Annotated in this window: 21 protein-coding genes; 10 read left to right on the top strand and 11 right to left on the bottom strand. The window is 73.9% G+C overall.

From position 1 onward, the window contains the following. Positions 1-23: 23 nt before the first annotated feature. The 4 genes from JOE61_RS18975 to JOE61_RS18960 all read left to right on the top strand — a co-directional run bounded on the left by JOE61_RS18975 (position 24) and on the right by JOE61_RS18960 (position 3,235). Positions 24-554 carry a SigE family RNA polymerase sigma factor gene (locus JOE61_RS18975; protein WP_204797316.1) on the top strand — a complete coding sequence of 177 codons (531 nt, stop codon included), beginning with the start codon at positions 24-26 and terminating at the stop codon, positions 552-554. Then, complete coding sequence (locus tag JOE61_RS18970) at positions 551-1,594, top strand: Gmad2 immunoglobulin-like domain-containing protein (protein ID WP_193667393.1); 1,044 nt, start codon at positions 551-553, stop codon at positions 1,592-1,594. Before JOE61_RS18975 ends, JOE61_RS18970 begins: the two co-directional genes overlap by 4 nt. Continuing rightward, on the top strand, positions 1,591-2,607 hold the full coding sequence (locus JOE61_RS22630) for a Gmad2 immunoglobulin-like domain-containing protein (protein ID WP_193667394.1): 1,017 nt from the start codon (positions 1,591-1,593) through the stop codon (positions 2,605-2,607). The genes JOE61_RS18970 and JOE61_RS22630 overlap by 4 nt, the downstream gene beginning before the upstream one ends. 127 nt (positions 2,608-2,734) lie before the next feature. After that, positions 2,735-3,235 carry a DUF4188 domain-containing protein gene (locus JOE61_RS18960; RefSeq protein ID WP_193667395.1) on the top strand — a complete coding sequence of 167 codons (501 nt, stop codon included), beginning with the start codon at positions 2,735-2,737 and terminating at the stop codon, positions 3,233-3,235. Positions 3,236-3,383: 148 nt separating this feature from the next. Here the strand turns inward: JOE61_RS18960 and JOE61_RS18955 are convergent, their stop codons facing one another. From JOE61_RS18955 to hrcA, 5 genes are all read right to left on the bottom strand, one after another. Further along, a complete protein-coding gene (locus tag JOE61_RS18955) occupies positions 3,384-3,515 on the bottom strand; it encodes a methionine/alanine import family NSS transporter small subunit (RefSeq protein ID WP_193667396.1) in 132 nt (43 codons plus the stop codon). Then, positions 3,512-5,068 (bottom strand): sodium-dependent transporter, encoded by a 1,557-nt coding sequence (locus JOE61_RS18950; RefSeq protein ID WP_193667397.1) that lies wholly within the window; start codon positions 5,066-5,068, stop codon positions 3,512-3,514. The genes JOE61_RS18955 and JOE61_RS18950 overlap by 4 nt, the downstream gene beginning before the upstream one ends. Before the next feature lie 102 nt (positions 5,069-5,170). Beyond that, the gene (locus JOE61_RS18945; protein ID WP_193667398.1) at positions 5,171-5,911 is read right to left on the bottom strand and encodes a 16S rRNA (uracil(1498)-N(3))-methyltransferase; all 741 of its coding nucleotides are present in this window, start codon (positions 5,909-5,911) and stop codon (positions 5,171-5,173) included. A gap of 7 nt (positions 5,912-5,918) precedes the next feature. Then, positions 5,919-7,100, bottom strand: a complete 1,182-nt coding sequence (dnaJ, locus tag JOE61_RS18940) for a molecular chaperone DnaJ (RefSeq protein ID WP_193667399.1) — start codon at positions 7,098-7,100, stop codon at positions 5,919-5,921. 91 nt (positions 7,101-7,191) lie between these two features. Continuing rightward, a complete protein-coding gene (gene hrcA, locus JOE61_RS18935; RefSeq protein ID WP_193667400.1) occupies positions 7,192-8,226 on the bottom strand; it encodes a heat-inducible transcriptional repressor HrcA in 1,035 nt (344 codons plus the stop codon). Positions 8,227-8,359: 133 nt separating this feature from the next. On the opposite strand from hrcA, the gene JOE61_RS18930 reads away from it, so the two are divergent. The 5 genes from JOE61_RS18930 (at position 8,360) to JOE61_RS18910 (ending at position 11,580) form a co-directional block, all read left to right on the top strand. Then, positions 8,360-9,049 carry a hypothetical protein gene (locus tag JOE61_RS18930; RefSeq protein ID WP_193667401.1) on the top strand — a complete coding sequence of 230 codons (690 nt, stop codon included), beginning with the start codon at positions 8,360-8,362 and terminating at the stop codon, positions 9,047-9,049. Between the two features lie 4 nt (positions 9,050-9,053). Beyond that, positions 9,054-9,905, top strand: a complete 852-nt coding sequence (locus JOE61_RS18925) for an MBL fold metallo-hydrolase (protein WP_193667402.1) — start codon at positions 9,054-9,056, stop codon at positions 9,903-9,905. A gap of 107 nt (positions 9,906-10,012) precedes the next feature. Continuing rightward, the gene (locus JOE61_RS18920; protein WP_193667403.1) at positions 10,013-10,255 is read left to right on the top strand and encodes a hypothetical protein; all 243 of its coding nucleotides are present in this window, start codon (positions 10,013-10,015) and stop codon (positions 10,253-10,255) included. A gap of 90 nt (positions 10,256-10,345) precedes the next feature. Then, positions 10,346-11,197, top strand: a complete 852-nt coding sequence (locus tag JOE61_RS18915) for a DUF3097 domain-containing protein (RefSeq protein WP_193667404.1) — start codon at positions 10,346-10,348, stop codon at positions 11,195-11,197. Beyond that, a complete protein-coding gene (locus JOE61_RS18910; RefSeq protein WP_204797315.1) occupies positions 11,194-11,580 on the top strand; it encodes a DUF4870 domain-containing protein in 387 nt (128 codons plus the stop codon). Before JOE61_RS18915 ends, JOE61_RS18910 begins: the two co-directional genes overlap by 4 nt. Here JOE61_RS18910 and hemW read toward each other — a convergent pair. Continuing rightward, positions 11,573-12,799, bottom strand: a complete 1,227-nt coding sequence (gene hemW / locus JOE61_RS18905; protein WP_193667405.1) for a radical SAM family heme chaperone HemW — start codon at positions 12,797-12,799, stop codon at positions 11,573-11,575. The two genes, JOE61_RS18910 and hemW, sit on opposite strands and share 8 nt — an antisense overlap. A 110-nt stretch (positions 12,800-12,909) precedes the next feature. Then, complete coding sequence (locus JOE61_RS18900) at positions 12,910-14,730, bottom strand: AMP-dependent synthetase/ligase (protein WP_193667406.1); 1,821 nt, start codon at positions 14,728-14,730, stop codon at positions 12,910-12,912. 217 nt (positions 14,731-14,947) lie between these two features. Between JOE61_RS18900 and JOE61_RS18895 the strand changes: the two genes are divergently transcribed. Beyond that, the gene (locus tag JOE61_RS18895; RefSeq protein ID WP_193667407.1) at positions 14,948-16,375 is read left to right on the top strand and encodes a sugar transferase; all 1,428 of its coding nucleotides are present in this window, start codon (positions 14,948-14,950) and stop codon (positions 16,373-16,375) included. Here the strand turns inward: JOE61_RS18895 and JOE61_RS18890 are convergent. The 4 genes from JOE61_RS18890 to JOE61_RS22625 form a co-directional block, all read right to left on the bottom strand. Continuing rightward, positions 16,320-17,489, bottom strand: a complete 1,170-nt coding sequence (locus JOE61_RS18890; RefSeq protein WP_193667408.1) for a glycosyltransferase family 4 protein — start codon at positions 17,487-17,489, stop codon at positions 16,320-16,322. The two genes, JOE61_RS18895 and JOE61_RS18890, sit on opposite strands and share 56 nt — an antisense overlap. Continuing rightward, positions 17,477-18,736 carry a Wzz/FepE/Etk N-terminal domain-containing protein gene (locus tag JOE61_RS18885; RefSeq protein ID WP_193667409.1) on the bottom strand — a complete coding sequence of 420 codons (1,260 nt, stop codon included), beginning with the start codon at positions 18,734-18,736 and terminating at the stop codon, positions 17,477-17,479. Before JOE61_RS18885 ends, JOE61_RS18890 begins: the two co-directional genes overlap by 13 nt. A gap of 175 nt (positions 18,737-18,911) precedes the next feature. Then, complete coding sequence (locus JOE61_RS18880) at positions 18,912-20,015, bottom strand: glycosyltransferase (protein ID WP_193667410.1); 1,104 nt, start codon at positions 20,013-20,015, stop codon at positions 18,912-18,914. Continuing rightward, positions 20,003-21,163, bottom strand: coding sequence for a glycosyltransferase family 4 protein (locus JOE61_RS22625; protein ID WP_193667411.1), 1,161 nt, complete (start codon positions 21,161-21,163; stop codon positions 20,003-20,005). Before JOE61_RS22625 ends, JOE61_RS18880 begins: the two co-directional genes overlap by 13 nt. Between the last annotated feature and the right edge of the window lies 1 nt (position 21,164).

Below are 21,164 nucleotides of genomic sequence, written 5' to 3'. Positions count from 1 at the left end.
GACGCCCCGGCACCCTGGGCACCGTGAGCGACGAGCCCGCGCGCTGGAGCGCCGACGAGGCGCTCGAGCAGCTGTACGCCGCGCACTGGCGCGAGCTGGTGCGGCTCGCGGTCCTCCTGCTGCGCGACGTGGGAGCCGCGGAGGAGGTCGTGCAGGACGCCTTCGTGGCCGTGCACGGGCGCTGGGACCGCATCCGCGACCCGGCCAGGGCGCTGGCCTACCTGCGCCAGAGCGTGGTCAACCGCGCCCGCTCGGCCCTGCGCCACCGTGCCGTCGTCCAGCGCCACCTCGCCGCCGCGCCCCCGCCGGCCACCGCGGCCCCGGCCGACGAGCGCAGCCTGGTCGCCGACCGCCGCGCGGCCGTCCTCGACGCCATGCGGGCGCTGCCCGAGCGGCAGCGCGAGGTGCTCGCGCTGCGGCACTACCTGGACCTGTCCGAGGCCGAGATCGCCGACGCGCTGGGCATCAGCCGCGGCGCCGTGAAGAGCCACGCCTCCCGCGGCTCCGCCCGCCTGCGCGAGCTGCTCGCGTCGTACCTCGAGGAGTCCTCATGAGCACCCACGACCGCGACGCCGAGCTGGCCCGCCTGCTGGGCGAGGCGGTCGACGACGTCGAGCCCACCGACCGGCTCGACGAGATCCGGGCCCGCACGGCCAGCCCGGGGCCGCAGCGCCGCTGGGTGTACGCCGGCGGCGCGGCGCTGGCCGCGGCCGCGGCCGTGACCGCCGTCGCGGTGCTCGGCCCCGGGTCCACCCCGACCTCGGCGCCCGACCCGGCCGACCGGCCCTCCGCGACCCCCACGCCGAGCACCGACCCGCCGCCCACCAGCACGACCGCCCCGACCACCCCGCCGGTGGCCGAGAGCGTCACCGCCGCCGTCTACTACCTGGGCGACACCCCGCGCGGCCCCCGGCTCTACCGGGAGTTCCAGGCCGTGCCCGGCGACGGCTTCGTGCCGCTGGCCCCCGCGGTCCGCGCGGCGGTGGAGGGCGACCCCGACGACCCCGACTACCGCTCCCCCTGGGCCGGCACCGGCGCGACCCTCACCGGGGCCACCGGGGACGCCGAGCTCGTCACGGTCGACCTCGCCGGCGACCTGCGTCTGCGGCCGGTCGGGCTCGACCCGGCCGAGGCCGCGCTGGCCGTGGAGCAGGTGGTGCGCACCGCGCAGGCCGCCGTGGGCTCGGCGGCCCCGGTGCAGCTCCTGCTCGACGGCGAGCGCACCGACCAGCTCCTCGGCGTACCCGTCGCGGAGCCGCTGGCCCAGGGCGAGGACCTCGACGTGCTGGCCCTGGTCAGCATCAGCGACCCCGCCGAGGGGCAGCAGGTCGAGGGCACCTTCACCGCTCGGGGGCGTGCCTCGTCGTTCGAGGCGACCGTGCCGTGGGAGGTGCGCGACGCCACCGGTGCCGTGGTGCTCGACGGCTTCAGCACCGCCGAGGGGTGGATGGAGCGCCTCTACCCGTGGGAGGCGCGGATCGACGTCTCGGGCCTCGAGCCGGGCCGTTACACGTTCGTGGCCATGACCAGTGACCCCTCCGACGGCGAGTCGGGCGGGCCGATGACCGACACACGGACCATCGTGGTCCCGTGAGCACGAGGGAGAGCACCATGACCAGCCAGCAGACCAGCCAGCAGACCAGCCGCAGCCGCCGCGGCCCGCTGCACCGCACCCTGGCCGGGGCAGCCGTCACGGCCCTGGCGCTGGGCGTGCTCGCGGGGTGCGGCGACGACGGCGGCGACCGTGCCGACGACCCGGCCCCCGCGGGCAGCACCAGCAGCCCCGGCAGCACCGAGCCGAGCGAGCCCACGACCAGCGCCGAGCCCACCGACACCGCCAGCCCGAGCGTCACCGCCGAGCCCGATCCCGGCGAGACGAGCACCGTGCCGGTCTACTACGTCGGCGACAGCCCGATGGGCCCGCGTCTCTACCGCGAGTTCCGCAAGGTCAGCGGCGACCCGGCGCTGGGTGCCGCCGACATGGTCGCCGCCGGGGTCCCCGCCGACCCCGACTACCGGGCCGCCTTCCCGGTCGACGGCAGCTTCTCCTCGGTCCGCCTCGACGAGCAGGCCGGGCTGGTCATCGCCCAGGTGCCAGACGACCGCTGGGCCGACCGGCCGGCCGACATGTCGCGCAAGCAGGCCCGGCTGGCCGTGCAGGCGCTGGTCTACACGGTGCAGGGCGCGCTGCAGAGCCGCGCGCCGGTGCAGGTGGTCGGCGAGGCCGGTGGTCCGGCGGTGCCGATGTTCGGCATCGACACCGACGGCGGGGTGGCCAACGCCGACCAGCTCGACGTGCTCTCCCTGGTCAGCGTCACCAGCCCCGAGTCCGGCGCCGAGGTGTCGGGCACCTTCACCGCGAGCGGCGTCGCGTCCTCCTTCGAGGCCACCGTTCCGTGGGAGGTCCGCGACGCCTCCGGCACCGTCGTGCTCGACGGCTTCAGCACCGCCGAGGGCTGGATGGACCGCCTCTACCCCTGGCAGAGCGAGGTCGACGTCTCCGGGCTCGCGCCCGGCGAGTACACCTTCGCCGCCATGACCGACGACCCGTCCGGCGGCGAGGGCCCCGGGCCGTTCGAGGACACCAAGGTCATCCGCGTCGGCTGAGCTCGGCAGCGAGTTGACACCACGGGTGGGACGGCGGCTCAGATCGGTATCGGGAAGCGAGCAGGGGCGAGTGTGGAACGATGCGTTCTGTCCGCGGAGCTTCTGACGGCCAGAGAGTTGATGACCCATGGGCGTGCACGGAGGACGGTTCACCGCCGAGATCGAGGGCGACTTCGTCGTGTTCCTGATCGGGATGCGCTTCAACAAACCGTGGAAGGTTTCGAAGTGGTGGCCGGTGGCAACGGCCATGCCCAGGATGCTGCGGGCGATCGACGAGCACCCGGAGCTCGGTTGCCTCGGCTACCAGCAGTGGATCGGGCGGACGACGATCCTGGTCCAGTACTGGCGGAGCTTCGAGGACCTCGACCGCTTCGCGCGCGACTCCGACCTACCGCACCTGGCGCCGTGGCGACACTTCAACAAAGTGGTTCGTGACTCGGGCGATGTCGGGATCTGGCACGAGACATTCAAGGTGCGAGCCGGGGAGTACGAAGCCGTGTACGGCAACATGCCTGCGTTCGGACTCGCAGCTGCGGCCGGCCATGCGCCGGTCGGGCACCGCAAGAACTCTGCGGCAGCCCGTATCGGTGCGAGCGACGCAGATGAGCCGGTCGTCGATCCCTACTGAGCAATCCGGTCCAGGGATGGCGCATGCCTCCGAAGTGCCGGTCAGGGACACCAGGTGATGCCGGACCTGCGGCGGGTCCGCACGTCGGATGGGCGAGCGTGGCTGTGCAGGAGATCGCCCCAGCTCGGTGCGGGCGGGGCCGCCGCGACTACAGGTCGCGGTGGACCTCGCGCGTCGTCGGGGTCTCGGCCGACCTGGTGAGGTTGAGGATCGCCAGGGCGAGCCCGCCCCAGATCACCAGCATCGCCACGACCATCATCACGATCGCCGTCGTGCTCATCGCTGCACCTCCTCGCTCGCGTCGGTGTCGTAGGTCGCGCCGTCCAGCGCCGTCGCCGAGCGCCAGCGCAGCCGCGCGAGCACGAAGCCGATGACGACCACGGCGGCGGCCGACCCCCAGCCGAAGACGGCCAGCATCCAGGTCGGGTAGCCCTCGTAGGGCGTCTGCACGTCGGTGACGAACGCGTCGACGAGCACGTAGGCCAGGGCGAGCGGCGTCACCACGCCCAACAGCGCGCGCCACCACAGCCCGATGCGCACCGAGCTGTGGTCGTTGAGGTGGGCGGCCAGCTGGGGCAGCGCCCGAAGGCCCCACACGACGACGACCATCGAGACCACGGCGACCAGCAGGATGCCGAACTGGTTGATGAAGTGGTCGACGATGTCGAGCACGTACAGCCCGCTGGTGGTGCCGAGGAAGAGCACGCTCACGATGGCCATCGGCAGCGCCACCAGCAGGGTGGCCGCCACCCGGCCGAGCTCGAACTTGTCGCGCACCGCGGAGATGACGACCTCGGTGATGGAGATCAGCGAGGTGATGCCGGCCAGCACCAGCGAGACGAAGAAGAGCACGCCGATCAGGGCGCCGGCCGGGGCCTCGTTGATGATCGCCGGGAAGGCGATGAACGCGAGCCCCACGCCACCGTCTCCTGCGACCTCGCCGACGGCCTCGCCGCTGTCCTGGGCCATGAACCCGAGGGCGGCGAAGACGCCGATGCCGGCCAGCAGCTCGAAGCCGGAGTTGGAGAAGCCGACGACCAGCCCGGAGCCGGGCATGTCGGTGTGGCGGTGCACGTAGGAGGCGTAGGTGATCATGATGCCGAAGCCGATCGACAGCGAGAAGAAGATCTGGCCGAACGCCGCCGCCCACACGGTGGGCTCGGCCAGGGCGCTCCAGCTGGGCGTGAACAGCGCGTCGAGGCCGCTGCCGGCGCCCGGCAGGAAGAGCGAGGCGACCACCAGGGCGCCGAAGCTCAGCACCAGCACCGGGATGAAGACCATCGCGGTGGCGCCGACACCCTTCTGCACGCCCAGCGCCAGCAGGCCGATGACCAGCGCCCACATCACCACGAGCGGCACCAGCACGCCCGCCACGGGGTCAGCGGTCACGCCCGGATCGCTGACCTGCAGGAAGTCGACCAGGAAGAAGGTCTCGGGATCGGCGCCCCAGGCCTTGGTGAAGGAGAAGAACGCGTAGCGCACCGCCCAGGCCAGCACAGCGGCGTAGTAGATCGCGATGACTGCGCAGATGCCGACCTGCCACCACCCCAGCCCCTCGGCGCCGCGGCGCATCCGCGCGAACGACAGCGGCGGCGAGCCGCGGAACTTGTGGCCGATGCCGTAGTCGAGCAGCAGGAACGGCACGCCCGCGGTCAGCAGCGCGACCAGGTAGGGGATGACGAAGGCCCCGCCGCCGTTCTCGTAGGCGACGTAGGGGAAGCGCCAGATGTTGCCCAGCCCGACGGCCGAGCCGATGGCGGCCAGGATGAAGACCCGGCGCGACGAGAAGGCGCCGCGGCGCTTCTCCTCCTCGACGGCGGTGGACGCGCTCATCAGACCTCCCAGGACGCTGGTGACAGGTGCCTCGGCCGACCATGGACGTGACCGGCGGCACCCCACACTAGGACCGCGCGCCCCCGGGCGGGAACCGGGTCGTCAGGACCAGCGGGACGTGCGCGCCAGCAGCGCGGCGCAGGCCACCACCCCGGCGGTCGAGGTGCGCAGCACCTCCTCGCCCAGGCGTACGACGCGCGCGCCGGCCTGGGTGAAGGCGGCCAGCTCCTCGGGCGAGACGCCGCCCTCGGGGCCCACCACGACGACGACGCTGCCACGGGGCGGCACGGCGACGCCCGACAGCGGCTCGGTCGCGTCCTCGTGCAGCACCACCGCCAGGTCGGCGCCGCGCAGCAGCTCGGCCACCTCGGCGGTGCCGGCCAGCGCGTCGACCTCGGGGTGCCACGGGCGGCGGGCCTGCTTGGCCGCCTCGCGCGCCGTCGAGCGCCAGCGGGCCAGCGACTTCGCGGCCCGCTCGCCCTTCCAGACCGCCACCGAGCGCGAGGCCGCCCAGGGCACGACCCGCGCCACCCCGACCTCGGTCAGCACCTCGACGGCCAGCTCGCCCCGGTCGCCCTTGGGCAGCGCCTGCACCACCGTGAGCGACGGGGTGGGCTCAGGCACCCGCTCGGCGCTGACGACCTCGACGGCGAAGACCCGCTTGCCCGTCGAGGTCACCTCGCCCACCACCGAGCGGCCGCGGCCGTCGGTGAGCACGACCTGCTCGCCCACGCGCAGGCGGCGTACGGCGACCGCGTGGTGCGCCTCGTCGCCCTCGACGGTGACCGCGGAGCCGGTGGTGGCCGACTCCAGGCTCGGCACGAGGTGGACGGGGAGCGTCATCGACGGCTCAGTGGGCGTTGAAGGCGTCGCGCAGCCGGCCGAAGACCGACTTCGCGCCGCCCGGGCGGACCTGCCCGTCGGGGGCCTCCTCGCCGCGCAGGGCCGCGAGCTCGCGCAGCAGCTCCTCCTGGCGGGCGTCGAGGCGGCCCGGGGTCTCGACGGCCACGGTGACGACCAGGTCGCCCCGGCCGCCGCGCAGGCCGGGCACGCCGCGCCCGCGCAGCACCTGCTCCATGCCCGACTGGGTCCCCGGGTGCACCTCGAGCTCGAAGGAGGTCTCCAGCTCGGGGTCGCTGCCCTCGGAGGCCACGTCGGCCTCGAGGGTCGGGATCGTCAGCGTGGTGCCGAGCGCGGCCGCGGTCATCGGCACGGTGACCGTGCAGTGCAGGTCGTTGCCCTGGCGGGTGAACACGTCGTGGGCCGCGACGTGGATCTCGACGTAGAGGTCGCCGGCGGGGCCGCCGCCCGGGCCGACCTCGCCCTCCTCGGCCAGCTGCACGCGGGTGCCGGTGTCGACGCCGGCGGGGATCTTGACGGTCAGCGCGCGGCGCGAGCGCACCCGCCCGTCGCCGGAGCACTCGCGGCAGGGCTCGGGGATCACGGTGCCGAAGCCGCGGCAGGCCGCGCACGGGCGCAGGGTGCGGATCTCACCGAGGAAGGAGCGCTGCACGTGGGCGACCTCGCCCTGGCCGCGACAGGTCTCGCAGGGCACCGGGTGGCTGCCCGGCGCCGCGCCGTCGCCGCCGCAGGTGGTGCAGCTGACCGCGGTGTCGACCTTGATCTCGCGGGCCACGCCGAAGGCGGCCTCCGCGAGGTCGATCTCGAGCCGGATCAGCGCATCCTGGCCTCGGCGAACGCGCGGACGCGGACCACGGCCCTGGCCACCGCCCTGACCGCTGCCTCCGAAGAAGGCATCCATGATGTCGGTGAAGGAAAACCCGGCACCCTGGCCGAAACCACCGGCCCCGGCACCGCCGAACGGGTCGCCGCCGCGGTCGTAGGCGGCCCGCTTCTGGGGGTCGGAGAGCACCTCGTAGGCGCGGGAGACGTCCCCGAACTTCTCCTTCGAGGCCGGGTCGGGGTTGACGTCGGGGTGGTGCTGGCGCGCGAGCTTGCGGTACGCCTTCTTGATGGCGTCGGCGTCGGCGTCCTGGGAGACGCCGAGGATGTCGTAGAGGTCCTGGCTCACCATGTTCCTAACGGAGTCTTGACTGGGTGCTGGCTGGGTGCTGGCTGGTGGGTGCTGCGGGTGCTGGTGCTTCGAGGGGCGGCGAGGCGGCTCAGGCCTCGTCGAGGATGCGGGAGACGTAGCGGGCCACGGCTCGCACCGCGGCCATCGTGCCGGGGTAGTCCATGCGGGTCGGCCCGACGATGCCCAGCGTGGCGAGCGACTCGTCGGGCGGGCCGTAGCCGGTGGAGACGACGCTGGTGGAGGCGAGCTCCTCGTAGGGGCCCTCGGCGCCGATCCGCACGGTCACCAGCCCGCCGGTGCCGGCCTCGCCGAGCAGCTTGAGCAGCACGACGTGCTCCTCGAGCGCCTCGAGCAGGGGACGCACCGCGGAGTCGAAGGAGTCGCCGTACCGGGCGAGGTTGGCCGCCCCGCCGACGGCGATGCGGTGGTCGGAGCGGTCGTCGCCCAGGGCGTCGAGGAGCACCTCGACCACCGGACCGCTGGCGCTGCCCGCCTCGGGCCGGGCCGGGTCGGCGGCAGCGGGCGGCAGCCCCCGCAGGGCCGTCATCGCCTCGGCGATGGTCTGGCCGGTGACCGCGCGCAGCACGAGCTGGCGCAGGTCGGCCAGGGCGTCGTCGGTGAGGTCGGCGCCGAGGTCGACCAGGCGCTGCTCCACGCGCCCGGTGCTGAGGATCAGCACCACGAGCAGGCGGCGGGGGGCGAGCGCGACGATCTCGACGTGGCGCACCGTCGAGCGCGAGAGCGTGGGGTACTGCACCACCGCGACCTGGCGGGTCAGCTGCGAGAGCAGCCGCACCGAGCGCTGCACGACGTCGTCGAGGTCGACGGCGCCGTCGAGGAAGCTCGAGATCGCGCGCTTCTCGGCCGAGCTGAGCGGCTTCACCGTGGTGAGCCGGTCGACGAACATCCGGTAGCCCTTGTCGGTGGGCACCCGCCCGGCACTGGTGTGCGGCTGGGTGATGTATCCCTCGTCCTCGAGCACCGCCATGTCGTTGCGCACCGTGGCCGGCGAGACGCCGAGCCCGTGGCGCTCGACGAGCGCCTTCGAGCCGACCGGCTCCTCGGTGTGGACGTAGTCCTCCACGATGGCGCGGAGCACGGCGAGCCTGCGGTCCTCCTGCACGTCGCCTCCTCCGGCCTCTGGTCCGTCACCCGACCACGAGGTTGGCACTCGTGGTCGCGGAGTGCCAATCCTACAAGGCCGGCCGGGCGCTGCTCACCTCTTGACGGCGAGTGAAGGTTAGGCTTCCCTAATCATGGACCTCTCCTCGCTCGTCGGCCCCGCGTCGTACGCCGTCGCCGCCGCGGCGCGCAGCATCCTGGCGTGCCCCGCCACCGCCGACCTCGAGGTCGACCGGCTTCCGCTGCCGCTCGACGACGTGGTGCTGGGCGAGATGGGCGGGCGTCCCACGCTGACCTGCGAGGCCGGCTCGCCGCTGGCCCGGGCCGCCGCGGCCCGCTCGGTGGCCCGGTTGGGACTGGTCGGCGCGGTGCGCGGGCGCGCGGGGGACGCGCTGGTGCTCACCGGCAGGCTGGGCCCCCTCGAGACGGCCGCCTGCGCCTCGTGCGACCACGAGCACCTCGTCGTGGGCCTCGACCCGGCCGCCGCCCTGGTGACCCTCGCCGGGCATCGCCACCAGCTGCCGCTCGCCGACTACCTCTCCCCCGCCCACCAGCTCAACCGCGGCTACCTGCAGCGCAGCCTCGAGCACGTCGAGGAGCACCACCACGACGACCTGCGCCGCAGCGTGGCCGCCTCGACCGGCACACCGCTCGACGACCTCGTCGCGGTGCGGCTGCGCGAGCTCGACGCGCGCGGGGTCACCCTCGAGTGGATCGACCCCGGAGGGGCCCACCAGGTGCGCCTGCGCTTCCCGCGCCGGGCATCGAGCACGGTCGAGCTGGGCAGGCTGCTGCGGGAGGGCATCGCCGCGCCCCTAGGGTGAGGTCATGGTCTTCTCCGAGGTCGCCGACCGGGTCTGGGTGGCCCGGCACGAGTGGTACGACGTCAACGTCAGCGTCGTCGCCGGCGACCGGGGGCTGGTCGTGGTCGACACCCACGGCTCGGCCGCCGCCGGGCGGCGCGTCCTCGACGACGTACGCCGGCTCGGCGCCGGCGAGGTGGTGGCCGTGGTCAACACCCACGCCCACTTCGACCACGCCTTCGGCAACGTCGCCTTCCGCGAGGCCGACCCCGAGGTGCCGATCCACGCCCACGAGGGCGCGGTGGCCGGCCTCGAGGCCACGAGCGTCGCCGACACGGCGGCGGCCCACGCGGGCGGGGCCGACGACCCGCGCCGCGAGGAGGTGCTGGCCACCGAGGTGGTGCTGCCCGACCGCACCTTCTCCTCGGCCACCGTGCTCGACCTCGGCGACCGGGTCCTCGAGCTGGTCCACCCCGGCCCGGCGCACACCGCCGGCGACCTGGTGGTGCTGGTGCCCGACGCGCAGGTGCTGCTGGCCGGCGACCTGGTCGAGGAGTCGGGGCCGCCGTCGCTCGGCGCCGACAGCTTCCCCATGCAGTGGCCGCTCTCGCTCGACATCGTGCTGGGCCTGACCACGGGCGCCAGCACCGTGGTGCCCGGCCACGGCGCCGTGGTGGACCGCGACTTCGTCGAGGTGCAGCGCAACGAGCTCGGCATCGTCGCCGAGACCATCCGCGACCTGGCCGGGCGCGGGGTCCCCGTCGACGAGGCGCTCGCCGCCGGCGAGTGGCCCTGGGAGCCCCGCCACCTCGAGGCGGCCGTGCGGCGCGGCTACGAGCAGCTCCCCCGCAGCCAGAAGCGCCTCCCCCTGATCTGACGGTCCGGGCCGGGTCGAGGCGAAGTTCGGGCCGGGTCGAGGCGAAGTCCGGGCCGGGTCACCTGGGGGTGGGTGACCCGGAGCCGCCGCATGACTAGCGTCACCTCATGAGCGAGAACGAGACCGAGTCCCCCCACCCGACCTCGATCGGCGACGAGCAGCTGCCCGACGACCTGGTGGCCTCCGAGGACAACCCGCTGGCCGAGGGCCTGCCGGCGGGCGAGGACGTGCACCTGCTCGAGGAGGGCAAGCGCGCCGAGCAGATGCCCGACCCCGAGGACGAGCACGACGACGGGGACGGGGACGACGACGGGGACGGGGACGACGACGGGGACGACGACGGGGCGTGACGACGGGGCGTGACGCGTGCGACACCCCGGGCGGGTCACCACCGGCGCGCCCGCCGCGCGACGTCGGTGCGCTCTCCTAGCCTCGTGCGGGTGAGCGACCGATACGGCCACGACGTCCTGTCCGGTGACTGGCGCGCGCCCAAGCGCGGCCGCGCCACCGAGGCGCCCGCGACCCTGGGCGAGGTGGTCGAGGAGGTGACGACCGACTTCTGCGGCGAGGTGGTGCAGGTCGACCGCGACCTCGACACCGTGACCCTGGAGGACCGGCGCCAGCGCCGGCGCACCTTCCCGCTGGGTCCCGGCTTCCTGCTCGAGGGGCGCCCGGTGATCCTCACCGCGCCGGTGGTCCGTGCGGCCCCCGCGCGCCCGACCCGCACCGCGTCGGGCTCCATCGCGGTGCACGACGCCAGGGCGCGGGTGGCGCGGGCCAGCCGGATCTTCGTCGAGGGCCGTCACGACGCCGAGCTGGTGGAGAAGGTGTGGGGCGACGACCTGCGCATCGAGGGCGTCGCGGTCGAGTACCTCGGCGGCGTCGACGACCTCGCCGACCACCTGCGCGACTTCCGGCCCGGGCCGGGACGCCGCGTCGGGGTGCTGGTCGACCACCTGGTGCGCGGCTCCAAGGAGAGCCGCATCGCCGACGCCATCGTGCGCTCCCCCGTGGGCAAGCACGTGCTGATCGTCGGCCACCCCTTCGTCGACATCTGGCAGGCCGTCAAGCCCGACCGGCTCGGCCTGCAGGAGTGGCCCACCATCCCGCGCAGCATCGAGTGGAAGAAGGGCGTGTGCCAGCACCTGGGCTGGCCACACCGCGACCAGGCCGACATCGCCCGGGCCTGGAAGCAGATCCTGGGCCGGGTCCAGTCCTTCGGCGACTGCGAGCCCGCGCTGCTGGGTAGGGTCGAGGAGCTGATCGACTTCGTCACCGAGGAGAGCCCGTGAGCCAGCCGCAGCCGCCGTACGCCGCGCACCCCGGCCAGTTCGGGGGCCTGACCCCGGAGGAGAAGACCTGGGGCGGCGCCGCGCACTGGTCGGCGCTGGTCGGCGCGTTCGTGGCGATGGCCTTCCTGGGCCCGCTGCTGGTGCTGCTGCTCAAGGGCTCGACCTCGCCCTACGTGCGCCGCCAGGCGGTCGAGTCGCTGAACTTCCAGCTCTCCATCCTCATCTACGCCACGGTCTCGGCCGTCCTCGTCCTGGTGCTCGTCGGCATCCTGCTGCTCGCCGTCGTGGGCGTGCTGTGGCTGGTCTTCACGATCCTCGGCTCGGTGCGCACGGCCGACGGCGGGGAGTACCGCTACCCGCTGACGATCCGGATGGTCAGCTGAGCAGCTCGCGCACCACGCCGTCGGCGAGCAGCCGGGCCCGCTCGGTCAGCGCGACCCGGCCCGCCCGCTCCACCAGCAGCCCCCGGGCGGCCAGGCCCGGCACCGCCGCGCGGCCCGCCGGGTCGAGGACGCCGACGTCGATCCCCTCGCGCAGCCGCAGCTCGAGCAGCACCCGCTCCACGCGCCGGTCCTCGGCCCCGAGCACCTCGCGGGCCTGGGCAGGGCTGCGGTCGGCACCGATCCGGTCGGCGTACGCCGCGGGGTGCTTGACGTTCCACCACCGCACGCCGCCCACGTGGGAGTGCGCTCCCGGGCCCACGCCCCACCAGTCGCCGCCGGTCCAGTAGAGCAGGTTGTGCCGGCAGCGGGTCGCGGCGCTGGTGGACCAGTTGGACACCTCGTACCAGCCCAGCCCGGCGGCCACGAGGCGCTCGTCGGCCAGGGCGTACTTGTCGGCCAGGTCGTCCTCGTCGGGCATCGGCAGCTCGCCGCGGCGCACCCGCCGCGCGAGCGCGGTGCCGTCCTCGACGATCAGGGAGTAGGCCGAGACGTGGTCGGGCTCGCAGGCCACCGCGGCCTCGACCGAGGTGGCCCAGTCTGCCTGGGACTCCCCCGGCGTGCCGTAGATGAGGTCGAGGCTGACCTGCTCGATGCCGGCGGCTCGGGCCCACTCGACCACCGCCGGCACCCGACGCGGGTCGTGGGTGCGGTCGAGGACCTCGAGCACGTGCGGCACCTGTGACTGCATGCCGAAGGAGACCCGGTTGATGCCGACCTCGCGCAGCCGCTCGAGCGAGGCGGCGTCCACAGAGTCGGGGTTCGACTCGGTGGTGACCTCGACGTCGGGGGCCAGCCCGAACTCCTGGGCGGCGGCCGCGACCACCGAGCCGAGGTCCTCGGGGCTGAGCAGCGTGGGGGTGCCGCCGCCGAAGAAGATGGTCGAGACCGGCAGGTCGCGCTCACCGAGGACCCGCCGGGCGCGGCGCACCTCCGCCACCGCCGCCTGGGCGTAGGTCGCCCGTGAGGCGCCGGGCGCGCCGCCGGCCGGCCCGAGCTCCTCGGCCGTGTAGGTGTTGAAGTCGCAGTAGCCGCAGCGCACGGTGCAGAACGGCACGTGCACGTAGAGGCCGAAGGCCCGCTCGCCGAGCTCGGCGAGGGCGGCCTCGGGCAGCGACCCGTCGGAGGGGACGGGCTCGCCGTCGAGCGGGGTGGAGGGCATCGGCCCATCCTCCCCCATCCCGGTGGGACCCGGACGCGTCAGGGCCCGGACGCGCCAGGGCCCGCCCACCCCCGGTCGGAGGTGTGACGGGCCCTGGTCGAGCGGCTCGCTCAGCTGTAGAAGCTGGCGATCTTCTCCTTGTTGTTCGACTCCACGACGTTGCGCTTGACCTTCATCGAGGGGGTCAGCTCACCCGACTCGATGGTCAGGTCGTGGTCGAGGACGTCCCACTTCTTGATGGTCTCCCAGCGGTTGAGCTTCGCGTTGAGCTGCTCGACGTAGCCGCCGATCATCTGCTGGACCTGCTCGGAGCGCACCACCTCGGTGTAGTCCTTGCCGGCCATGCCGTTCTCCTCGGCCCAGCCGGCCATCGCGTCGGGGTCGAGGGTGACCAGCGCGACGACGTAGTTGCGCTCGTTGCCGAAGACCATGAACTGGCTGACGTAGGGGCACAGGGCCTTGAACTTGGCCTCGATCGCCGACGGGGCGATGTACTTGCCGCCGGAGGTCTTGAAGAGGTCCTTGATGCGACCGGTGATGGTCAGGAAGCCCTCGGCGTCGAGGCTGCCCTTGTCGCCGGTGCGCAGCCAGCCGTCCTCGGTGAAGGTCTTCTCGGACTCCTCGGGCAGGTTGTGGTAGCCCTGCATGACGTGCGGGCCGCGCAGCTGCACCTCGTCGTTCTCGCCGATGCGGACCTCGGCGCCGGGCAGCGCCTTGCCGACGGTGCCCATCCGGTACTCGTCGGGGTGGCCCACCGTGGCGCCGGCGGCGTTCTCGGTCATGCCGTAGCCCTCGAGGATGAGGATGCCGGCGCTGTGGAACCACTGCGCGATCTCGGAGTTCAGCGCCGCCGAGCCGGAGATGAAGAAGCGGACCCGGCCGCCGAAGCGGTCGCGGACCTTGCTGAAGACCAGCTTGTCGAACAGCCCGTGCTGCAGCTTCAGCGGCAGCGGGACCGACTTGCCCTGGCGCTTGAGCTCGTCGACCTTGGCGCCGACCTCGAAGGCCTTGGTGAAGATCTTCTCCTTCGCCCCGCCCTCGGCCGCCTGCATCATGTGGATGCGCGAGTAGGCCTTCTCGAAGATGCGGGGGGCCGCGCCCATGAAGGTCGGCTTCACGACCGCGAGGTTCTCGATGATCTTGTCGACCCGCCCGTCGATGGCCGTGGCGAAACCGCAGGCCAGCTGGGAGGAGAGCAGCACCTTGCCGAAGGAGTGCGCCATCGGCAGCCACAGGAACTGCAGGTCGTCCTCGTGCAGGAGGTCCTGGACCCGGATGGCCTCGCCCTCGAAGACCCACGAGCGGTGCACCAGGCGCACGCCCTTGGGCCGGCCGGTGGTGCCGGAGGTGTAGATGAGCGTGGCGAGCTGGTCGGGCTGGATCTTCTGGGCGGTCTCCTCGACGATCCCCGGGTGCTCGGCCAGGTAGGCGCGGCCCAGCTCGGCCAGGGCGTCCATGTCGATGACCCAGTCACCGTCGGTGGTGCCCTCGAAGGTGACGACCTTGACCACCTCGGGCAGCTCGTCGCGGTGCGCACGCAGCTTCTCCAGCTGCTCGTCGTCCTCGGCGAAGACCACCCGTGAGCCCGAGTCGCTGAGGATGTAGGAGGTGTCCTCGCCGTTGGTGCTCGGGTAGACGGTGGTGGTCGCCGCTCCGGCGCACATGACGGCCAGGTCGGCGAGGATCCACTCGTAGCGGGTGCCCGAGACGATCCCGACACGCTGCTCGGTCTCGATGCCCAGCGAGACCAGGCCGGCCGCGAGCGCGGTGACGCGGTCGCCGGCCTCGGCCCAGGTGACGGACTCCCAGGCCTCGCCGACCGGGAAGCGGTAGGCCTCGGCGGTCGAGGACTTGGCGACACGGTCGAAGAACTGGACGGCGACGTTCGCAGGCATCGTGTCGACGAAGCTGGCGTCGTGGTTGGCAGGCATGGCGCTCCTGGCTGTGCGGCGGGCGGTGCGGTCGAGTACGGCAGTAACCTAGATCACTTTGCGTACTGGCGCGTAGCAACCCCGGGCGGGTCGTGACCAGATCGCGATCTTCGACGTGGCGGTGGATGTGTGAAACCCCTGCGCACCGGGCATGCTCGACGGCGGTGACGTCTTCCATGGGGGGCGGCGTCGCCTGCCTTGGGGGGTAGAAGTTCTAGTGCAGCAGTCCATCCACGCCCGCAGCGGCCTGTCCGGCATCGGCCCGCTGCTCGTCCTCACCGACCTCGCAGCCGTGCTGGCCACCGGGCTCGTCGTCGACCGGGGCCTGTGGCCGGTGGCCCTGGGCACCGCGGCCCTGGGCCTCGCGCTGGTGGCCAGGAGCCTGGGCCTCTACCAGTCGCGCCTGGTGCTCTCGGTCCTCGAGGACCTGCCGGCGCTCCTGGTGACCACGCTGACCGCGGGGCTGCTGGTCCTGGGGCTCGGGCTGGAGCCCGCCGCGCCGCGCGGCGACGCGATCGCCCGTGCCGCGGTCTTCACCGCCGCCCTGGCCGGGATCCTCGTGGCGGGCCGGGTCGTGGCCTACGCCGTGGTGCGCACCGGTCGCCGGCGCGGCTACCTGATGCACCGGGTCGTGATCGTCGGCGCCGACGGGATCGGCGACCGGCTCGCCCGGGCCCTGCTCGCCGACCCGGCGACCGGCCTGCACCCGGTCGGCTTCGTCGACGACGACGTCGACCCGCGCCGGCTGCCGGCGCCGCTGCTCGGTGGGCTGCGGGCCCTGCCGCGGGTGATGCGCGACCTGAACGTGAACGACGTCGTCTTCGCCTGGGGGGCGCGCACCGACGACCAGACGATCGCCCTGGTGCGCCACTGCCAGGAGAGGCAGTACCAGGTCTTCGTCGTGCCGCGCTTCTTCGAGGTGATGGGTCTCGACCGGGCGCGTCGCGTCGAGGTGGTGCGCGACGTCAGCCTGGTGCGGCTGCGCCGCTGGGCGGTGCGGCCGGGGTCGATGCTCGTCAAGCGCACCCTCGACGTCGCGGTCTCGGCGCTGGCCCTGGTGCTGCTCGCGCCGGTGCTCCTCGGCACCGCCGTCGCCGTGCGCCGTGAGCTCGGCTCCCCGATCATCTTCCGCCAGACACGGGTGGGCCGGGGCGGGCGCACCTTCGAGCTGCTGAAGTTCCGCTCCATGGCCGCCTCGCCCCAGCAGGGCGACACGACCTGGAACATCGACACCAGCGACCGGCTGGGCCCGGTGGGGCGCTTCATCCGCCGCACCGGCGTCGACGAGCTGCCCCAGCTGTGGAACATCCTGCGCGGCGACATGAGCCTGGTCGGGCCGCGTCCCGAGCGCCCGCACTTCGTGGCCCAGTTCTCCGAGAACACCCCCGGCTACCGGCACCGCCACCGGATGCGCACCGGCCTGACCGGGTGGGCCCAGGTCAACGACCTGCGCGGCGACACCCCGATCGACGACCGGGCGCGCGCCGACAACTACTACATCACCAACTGGTCGCTGTGGGGCGACGTCAAGATCGTGATGCGCACCGTGCGCACGGTCGCGCGCCGCGAGCCGCGACGAGACGACGAGCTCATGGACCTCGTCGTCGAGGCCGGGACTCCACCAGACTCAGCGAGAGCTGGCTGACCCGGCGCGCCGCCTCCGCGGCGTCGCGGGTGGCCAGCACGTGCCGCCAGCCGCGCATCCCCTCGGCGTCCGCCAGGCCGGGCTCGGTGAGCCGGCGCACGATCGCCTCGGCGAAGTCCTCGGGCCGGTCGGGCCGCACCATCGCCCCGCACTCGTAGGGCAGGCTCTCCTCGATCCCCTCGATCCACGAGGCGATCACGCTGCGCCCGGCCGCCATCGCCTCCATCGGCGCCAGCGCGGCCCCTTCGTACTGCGAGGGGAAGACCACGACGTCGGCGGCGCTGAGCCAGGCCGGGACGTCGGTGCGCGGCCCGACCATCTGCACGCCCTCGAGCCCCGCCGCCCGCTCGCGCAGCACCTGCTCGTCGGGACCGCTGCCGACCAGGACCAGCCGGGCTGCGGGGCAGGCACGCAGCACCTCCGGCCAGGCGTCCAGCAGCACATGCTGGCCCTTCTGGGCGCTGAGCCGGCCGATGCACACCACCGTCGGGGCGTCCACGACCAGGTCGAGCGCACGGCGCGCCTCACGGCGCTCGTCGTCGTCGGTGAGGGTGAAGCGCTCCAGGTCGACCCCGTTGGGCACCACCGAGATCGGTGCCAGGACACCGCGCTCGCGGCCGACCTCGGCCTCCCCGTCGCTCACGCACAGCAGGTGGTCGGTCCAGCGGGCGGCGAAGCGCTCCCAGCGAGCGGCCAGCACGGCCTTCGGGCCCCCGCCGGCCAGGAAGGACCAGCCGTGCGGCTGGAAGATCGTCGGCACCTGGCTGCGCACCGCCAGCCGGCCGACCAGCCCCGCCTTCGAGCTGTGCAGGTGCACCAGGTCGGGCTCGAGGTCGGCGAGCAGCCGGGCGTAGCGCCCGACCTCCTCGGCGACCGACGGCCCGGGCTCGCGCGCCGCGTCGAACCAGCGCACCTCGGCGCCGATCTCGCGGGCGGAGTAGCCCAGCCACCCCTCGGAGGGGCAGGCGACCGTGACGCTCCAGCCGCGCTCGACCTGGTCGCGGACGTAGGTCAGCAGCACCCCCGCGGTGCCCTCGCTGGTGGGCACCGAGGTGTGCAGGACACGGGGCCGGCCCGGGTGCCGAGCCCGCTGGCGGCGGCTCAGGCCGCCCACTTGTCCTTGCTCCGCCCGACCAGGACGGCTCCCAGGAGACGGGACCCCGAGGCCACCAGCCGGTAGTGCACCTTGGTCAGCTCGGGCGGGCGCAGCTCGCCCTCGGTCACGGCGAGCAGGACCGCGCCCTGGCTGCCCATGATGGCGGCGTCGTCGTTCTTGGTGATCGAGTTGGCGATCACCACGACGACGTCGAACAGCTCGCGCATCTCCTGGGCCGCTCCGGCGAAGCTGGTCTCCAGCAGCCGGCCGTGGGACTCCGCGCCCCAGCGACCCGACGAGAGCACCTCGAGGCCGTCGACCGGGCCCTGGTTGAGCGCCGAGGACAGCGGGGCGCCACGCAGCACCTCGTAGAGGCCGGCGGTGGAGGGCTCCAGCTGGGTCGGCCGCTTGGCGCCCGCACCCATCCGGGCGTCGACCAGCAGCGTCCGGCGCCCGACACCGGCCAGCGAGATCGCCAGGTTGGCGGCGAGCCACGCGTTCAGGTCGCCGTCGGTGACGCCGGTGACGACCACCATGCCGGCCGGGTCGCCGCTGGCCTCGACCTCCATCGAGACCCGCAGCCGGCGGAAGACGTCGGCGTCGGGGGTGCCGGCGTACATCGCCAGCAGCCCCGGCTCGCGCGGGGGCTGGATGTGGGCCAGCACCGGCAGGTCGATGACCTCCTCGACGGTGGCGGCACTGGAGACGGTGTAGGTGCGCCGGTCGCGCACCAGGGCCGCGGACGCGGCCAGCACCAGGGCCAGCAGCGCGCCCACCCCGATCGCGAGCAGCAGGTTGGGGCTCGAGAAGGTCACCGGCGCGCGGGCCGGGTCGCTGGGTGAGAAGCGGAAGGCGCCCTCGCTGGGGTCGTTGAGAGGCAGTGCGGCCGAGACCAGGTTGGCGATGTCGGCGGCGACCTGGGGGTCGCGGTCGTCGACCTCGACCTCGATCAGCACGGTGCCCTCGACCCACCGGGCGTCGATGGCGCGGCGCAGCTCGTCGGCGCTGCGCTGCACGTCGAGCTGCGAGCGGACCTCCTCGACGATGTCGGTGGAGTTCGCGTTCTCGGCCAGGGTGCCGCGCAGCGCGTCGAGGTCCTCCACGGTGCTGCCGCCGGCGGCTGCCGCGGCCACCTCGGCGCGAGCGGTGTAGGTCTTGGGCGCCAGGACCACGCCGGCGGCCACGGCCGCTCCGACGAGGGCCGTCACCAGCAGGACCAGCAGACGTTGCCTCCACAAGGCACCGCCGAGCTCACGCATCTCCATTTTTTTCTCTTCCCCCCAGAAGCACTGCAGTTCCACCTTCAACGACCAGCATGCCCGGAAGTTCCGCGTAGACCGGTGTGACATGGACGACCCGGGTGGTGGAGCTGGTCCAGGCTTGAGGCTCTCCTACCCGCGGACCCAGTGTCCAAACGTGCACCGACCAGGGGGTGGGCACTCAGGACCCGGCACCTGGCCCGACACCTGGCCCGACACCTGGTCCCACACCCAGGTCCGCGTAGAGCCGCAGGTAGTCGGCACGCATGGCGGCCACCGAGTAGCGCTGCGCGACCAGCTCACGACCCCGCTCGACCAACCGTCGCGCACGGGCCGGGTCGTCGAGGACGGCGACCAGGCCGTCGTGCAGGGCCTCGACCTCACCGGGGTCGACGAGCTCGGCCGCGCCGGCGAGCTCGCCGAGGCCACCGACGTTGCTGGCCACCAGCGGCACCCCGGCGGCCAGGCTCTCGAGGGCGGCCATCGACAGGCCCTCGCGGTCGCTGGCCACCACGGCCACGTCGCTGGCGGCCAGCAGGGCGGGCACGTCGCTGCGGGTGCCCAGCAGGCGTACGCGGTCGCGCAGACCGAGACGCCCGACCAGGCGGTCGAGGCGCTCGCGCTCGGGGCCGTCGCCGACGACCAGCAGCGTGCCGCTCCGCCGCCGGGCCCAGGCCCCGACCAGGAGGTCCTGCCGCTTGGGCGGCACCAGCCGGGCCACGCACAGCGCCACCTGCTCGTCGCGGGCCAGGCCCAGCGACAGCCGTGCCGCGGCACGTGAGGGCAGCACCGGCACGGGCACCGCGTTGGGCACCACCCGGACCCGCTCCTCGGGCAGGCCGTGCAGCACCAGGTCGGCGGCCACCGAGCCGGAGACCGCCACCACCAGGTCGGACCAGCGCTGCAGCACCCGCACCGCCGGGGCGTAGTCGCCGGGGGCCAGGCCGTGCACGGTGCTCAGCACCGGCGGGCGGCCGGTGGCCAGGGTCCCGAGGCGCCCGGTCAGGGTGGCTCGCACGTTGTGCGCGTGCACCAGGTCGGGGCGTGCGCGCACGCTCCAGCGCGCCACCTTCGCGCTGGCCGTGGCCAGGCGGCGTGTGCCGGGCACCCGCATGGGCACCCGCAGGTGGTCGATGCCGGCCTCCTCCAGCCGGCGCGCCCGCCAGCCCACGTCGCTGGCCACGCACACCCGGTGGCCGTCGGCGACCAGGCTGGCGGCCAGGTCGGCCACCAGGGTCTCGGCGCCGCCGGAGCCCATCTCGGCGATCGACATCAGCAGGCGCACGGCGCCTCCTGGGCGTAGAGCGCGGTGAGGCGGTCGAGGCAGTGGTCGAGGGTGTAGCCCGCGAGCACCCGGTGGCGGGCCGCGGCCCCCATCGCCCTCCGACGCTCGGGGTCGTCGCGCAGGAGGGCCAGCGCCGCCGCCACCTGCGAGGCGTCACCGGCCGGCACGACCAGGCCCTCACGCTCGTGGCGCAGCACCTCGGGGACGCCGCCGACCGAGGTGGCCAGCGCGGGCAGCCCCGCCGCCATCGCCTGCAGCAGCACCATCGGACAGCTCTCGGCCAGCGACGTCAGCAGCAGCGCGTCGACCCGCCCGAGGACCTCCTCGGGCCGCGGCACCCGGCCCAGCAGGTCGACCCGCTCCCCCAGCCCGGTGGTCTCCAGCCGCGCCGTCAAGGCCTCCAGCGACGCTCCGTCCCCGGCCAGCAGCACCCGCACGCCCTCGACCGCGCCCAGCGCGTCGACCAGCACGTCGAGGCCCTTGACCGGTTCCACGGAGCCGATCCAGGCCACCACCAGCTCGCCGGGACGTGCCGCGCCGGGCTCGCCGGGCTGGCTGGGCCCGCGGGGCCGGAAGCGGAGCGGGTCGACGCCGTTGGGCACCACGTGCACCCGTTGGGGGTCCAGGCCGACGTGCTCCACGGCGTACGTCGCCACCGCGGCGCTGGGCGAGACGACCTCGGCACCGCTCCACCGGGTGATCCACCGCTCGCCGTGCAGGTAGTAGAGCCGGTCGCGGCGGCGCGGTCGTGCCACCCTGCGGTTGCCGCGCACCAGGTCGCTCAGCGCGTCGGGCACCCCGTGGAGCGTGTAGACCACGCGCGTGCCGCGCAGCGCGGGGGCCAGGGCACGTCCCACCCAGCCGGCGCGCCGGTCCTGCAGGTGCAGCACGTCGGGGCGCAGCCGGTGCAGCTCTCGGGCCAGGCGCACCAGGCCGGCCAGGTCGCCCTTCGAGGTGGCCGCCACCGGGTGCCACACCACCCCCGCCCGCTCGGCGCGGGACGTGCCGGGTCCAGGCGGGCCCACGACGTGGGAGTCGACCCCACGGCCGGCGAGCCCGACGGCGACGTCGACCGCGTGGTCGACCGGCCCACCGTGCTGCTGGGTGAGCACCTGCACGACCCGGCGAGGCGCGCCCGAGGCGCCCACG

The organism is Nocardioides salarius, from assembly GCF_016907435.1.
In the GTDB taxonomy this organism is placed as follows: domain Bacteria; phylum Actinomycetota; class Actinomycetes; order Propionibacteriales; family Nocardioidaceae; genus Nocardioides; species Nocardioides salarius.
Note: the sequence above shows the minus strand (reverse complement) of the source record. Positions and strands in the feature narration are given on the sequence as shown.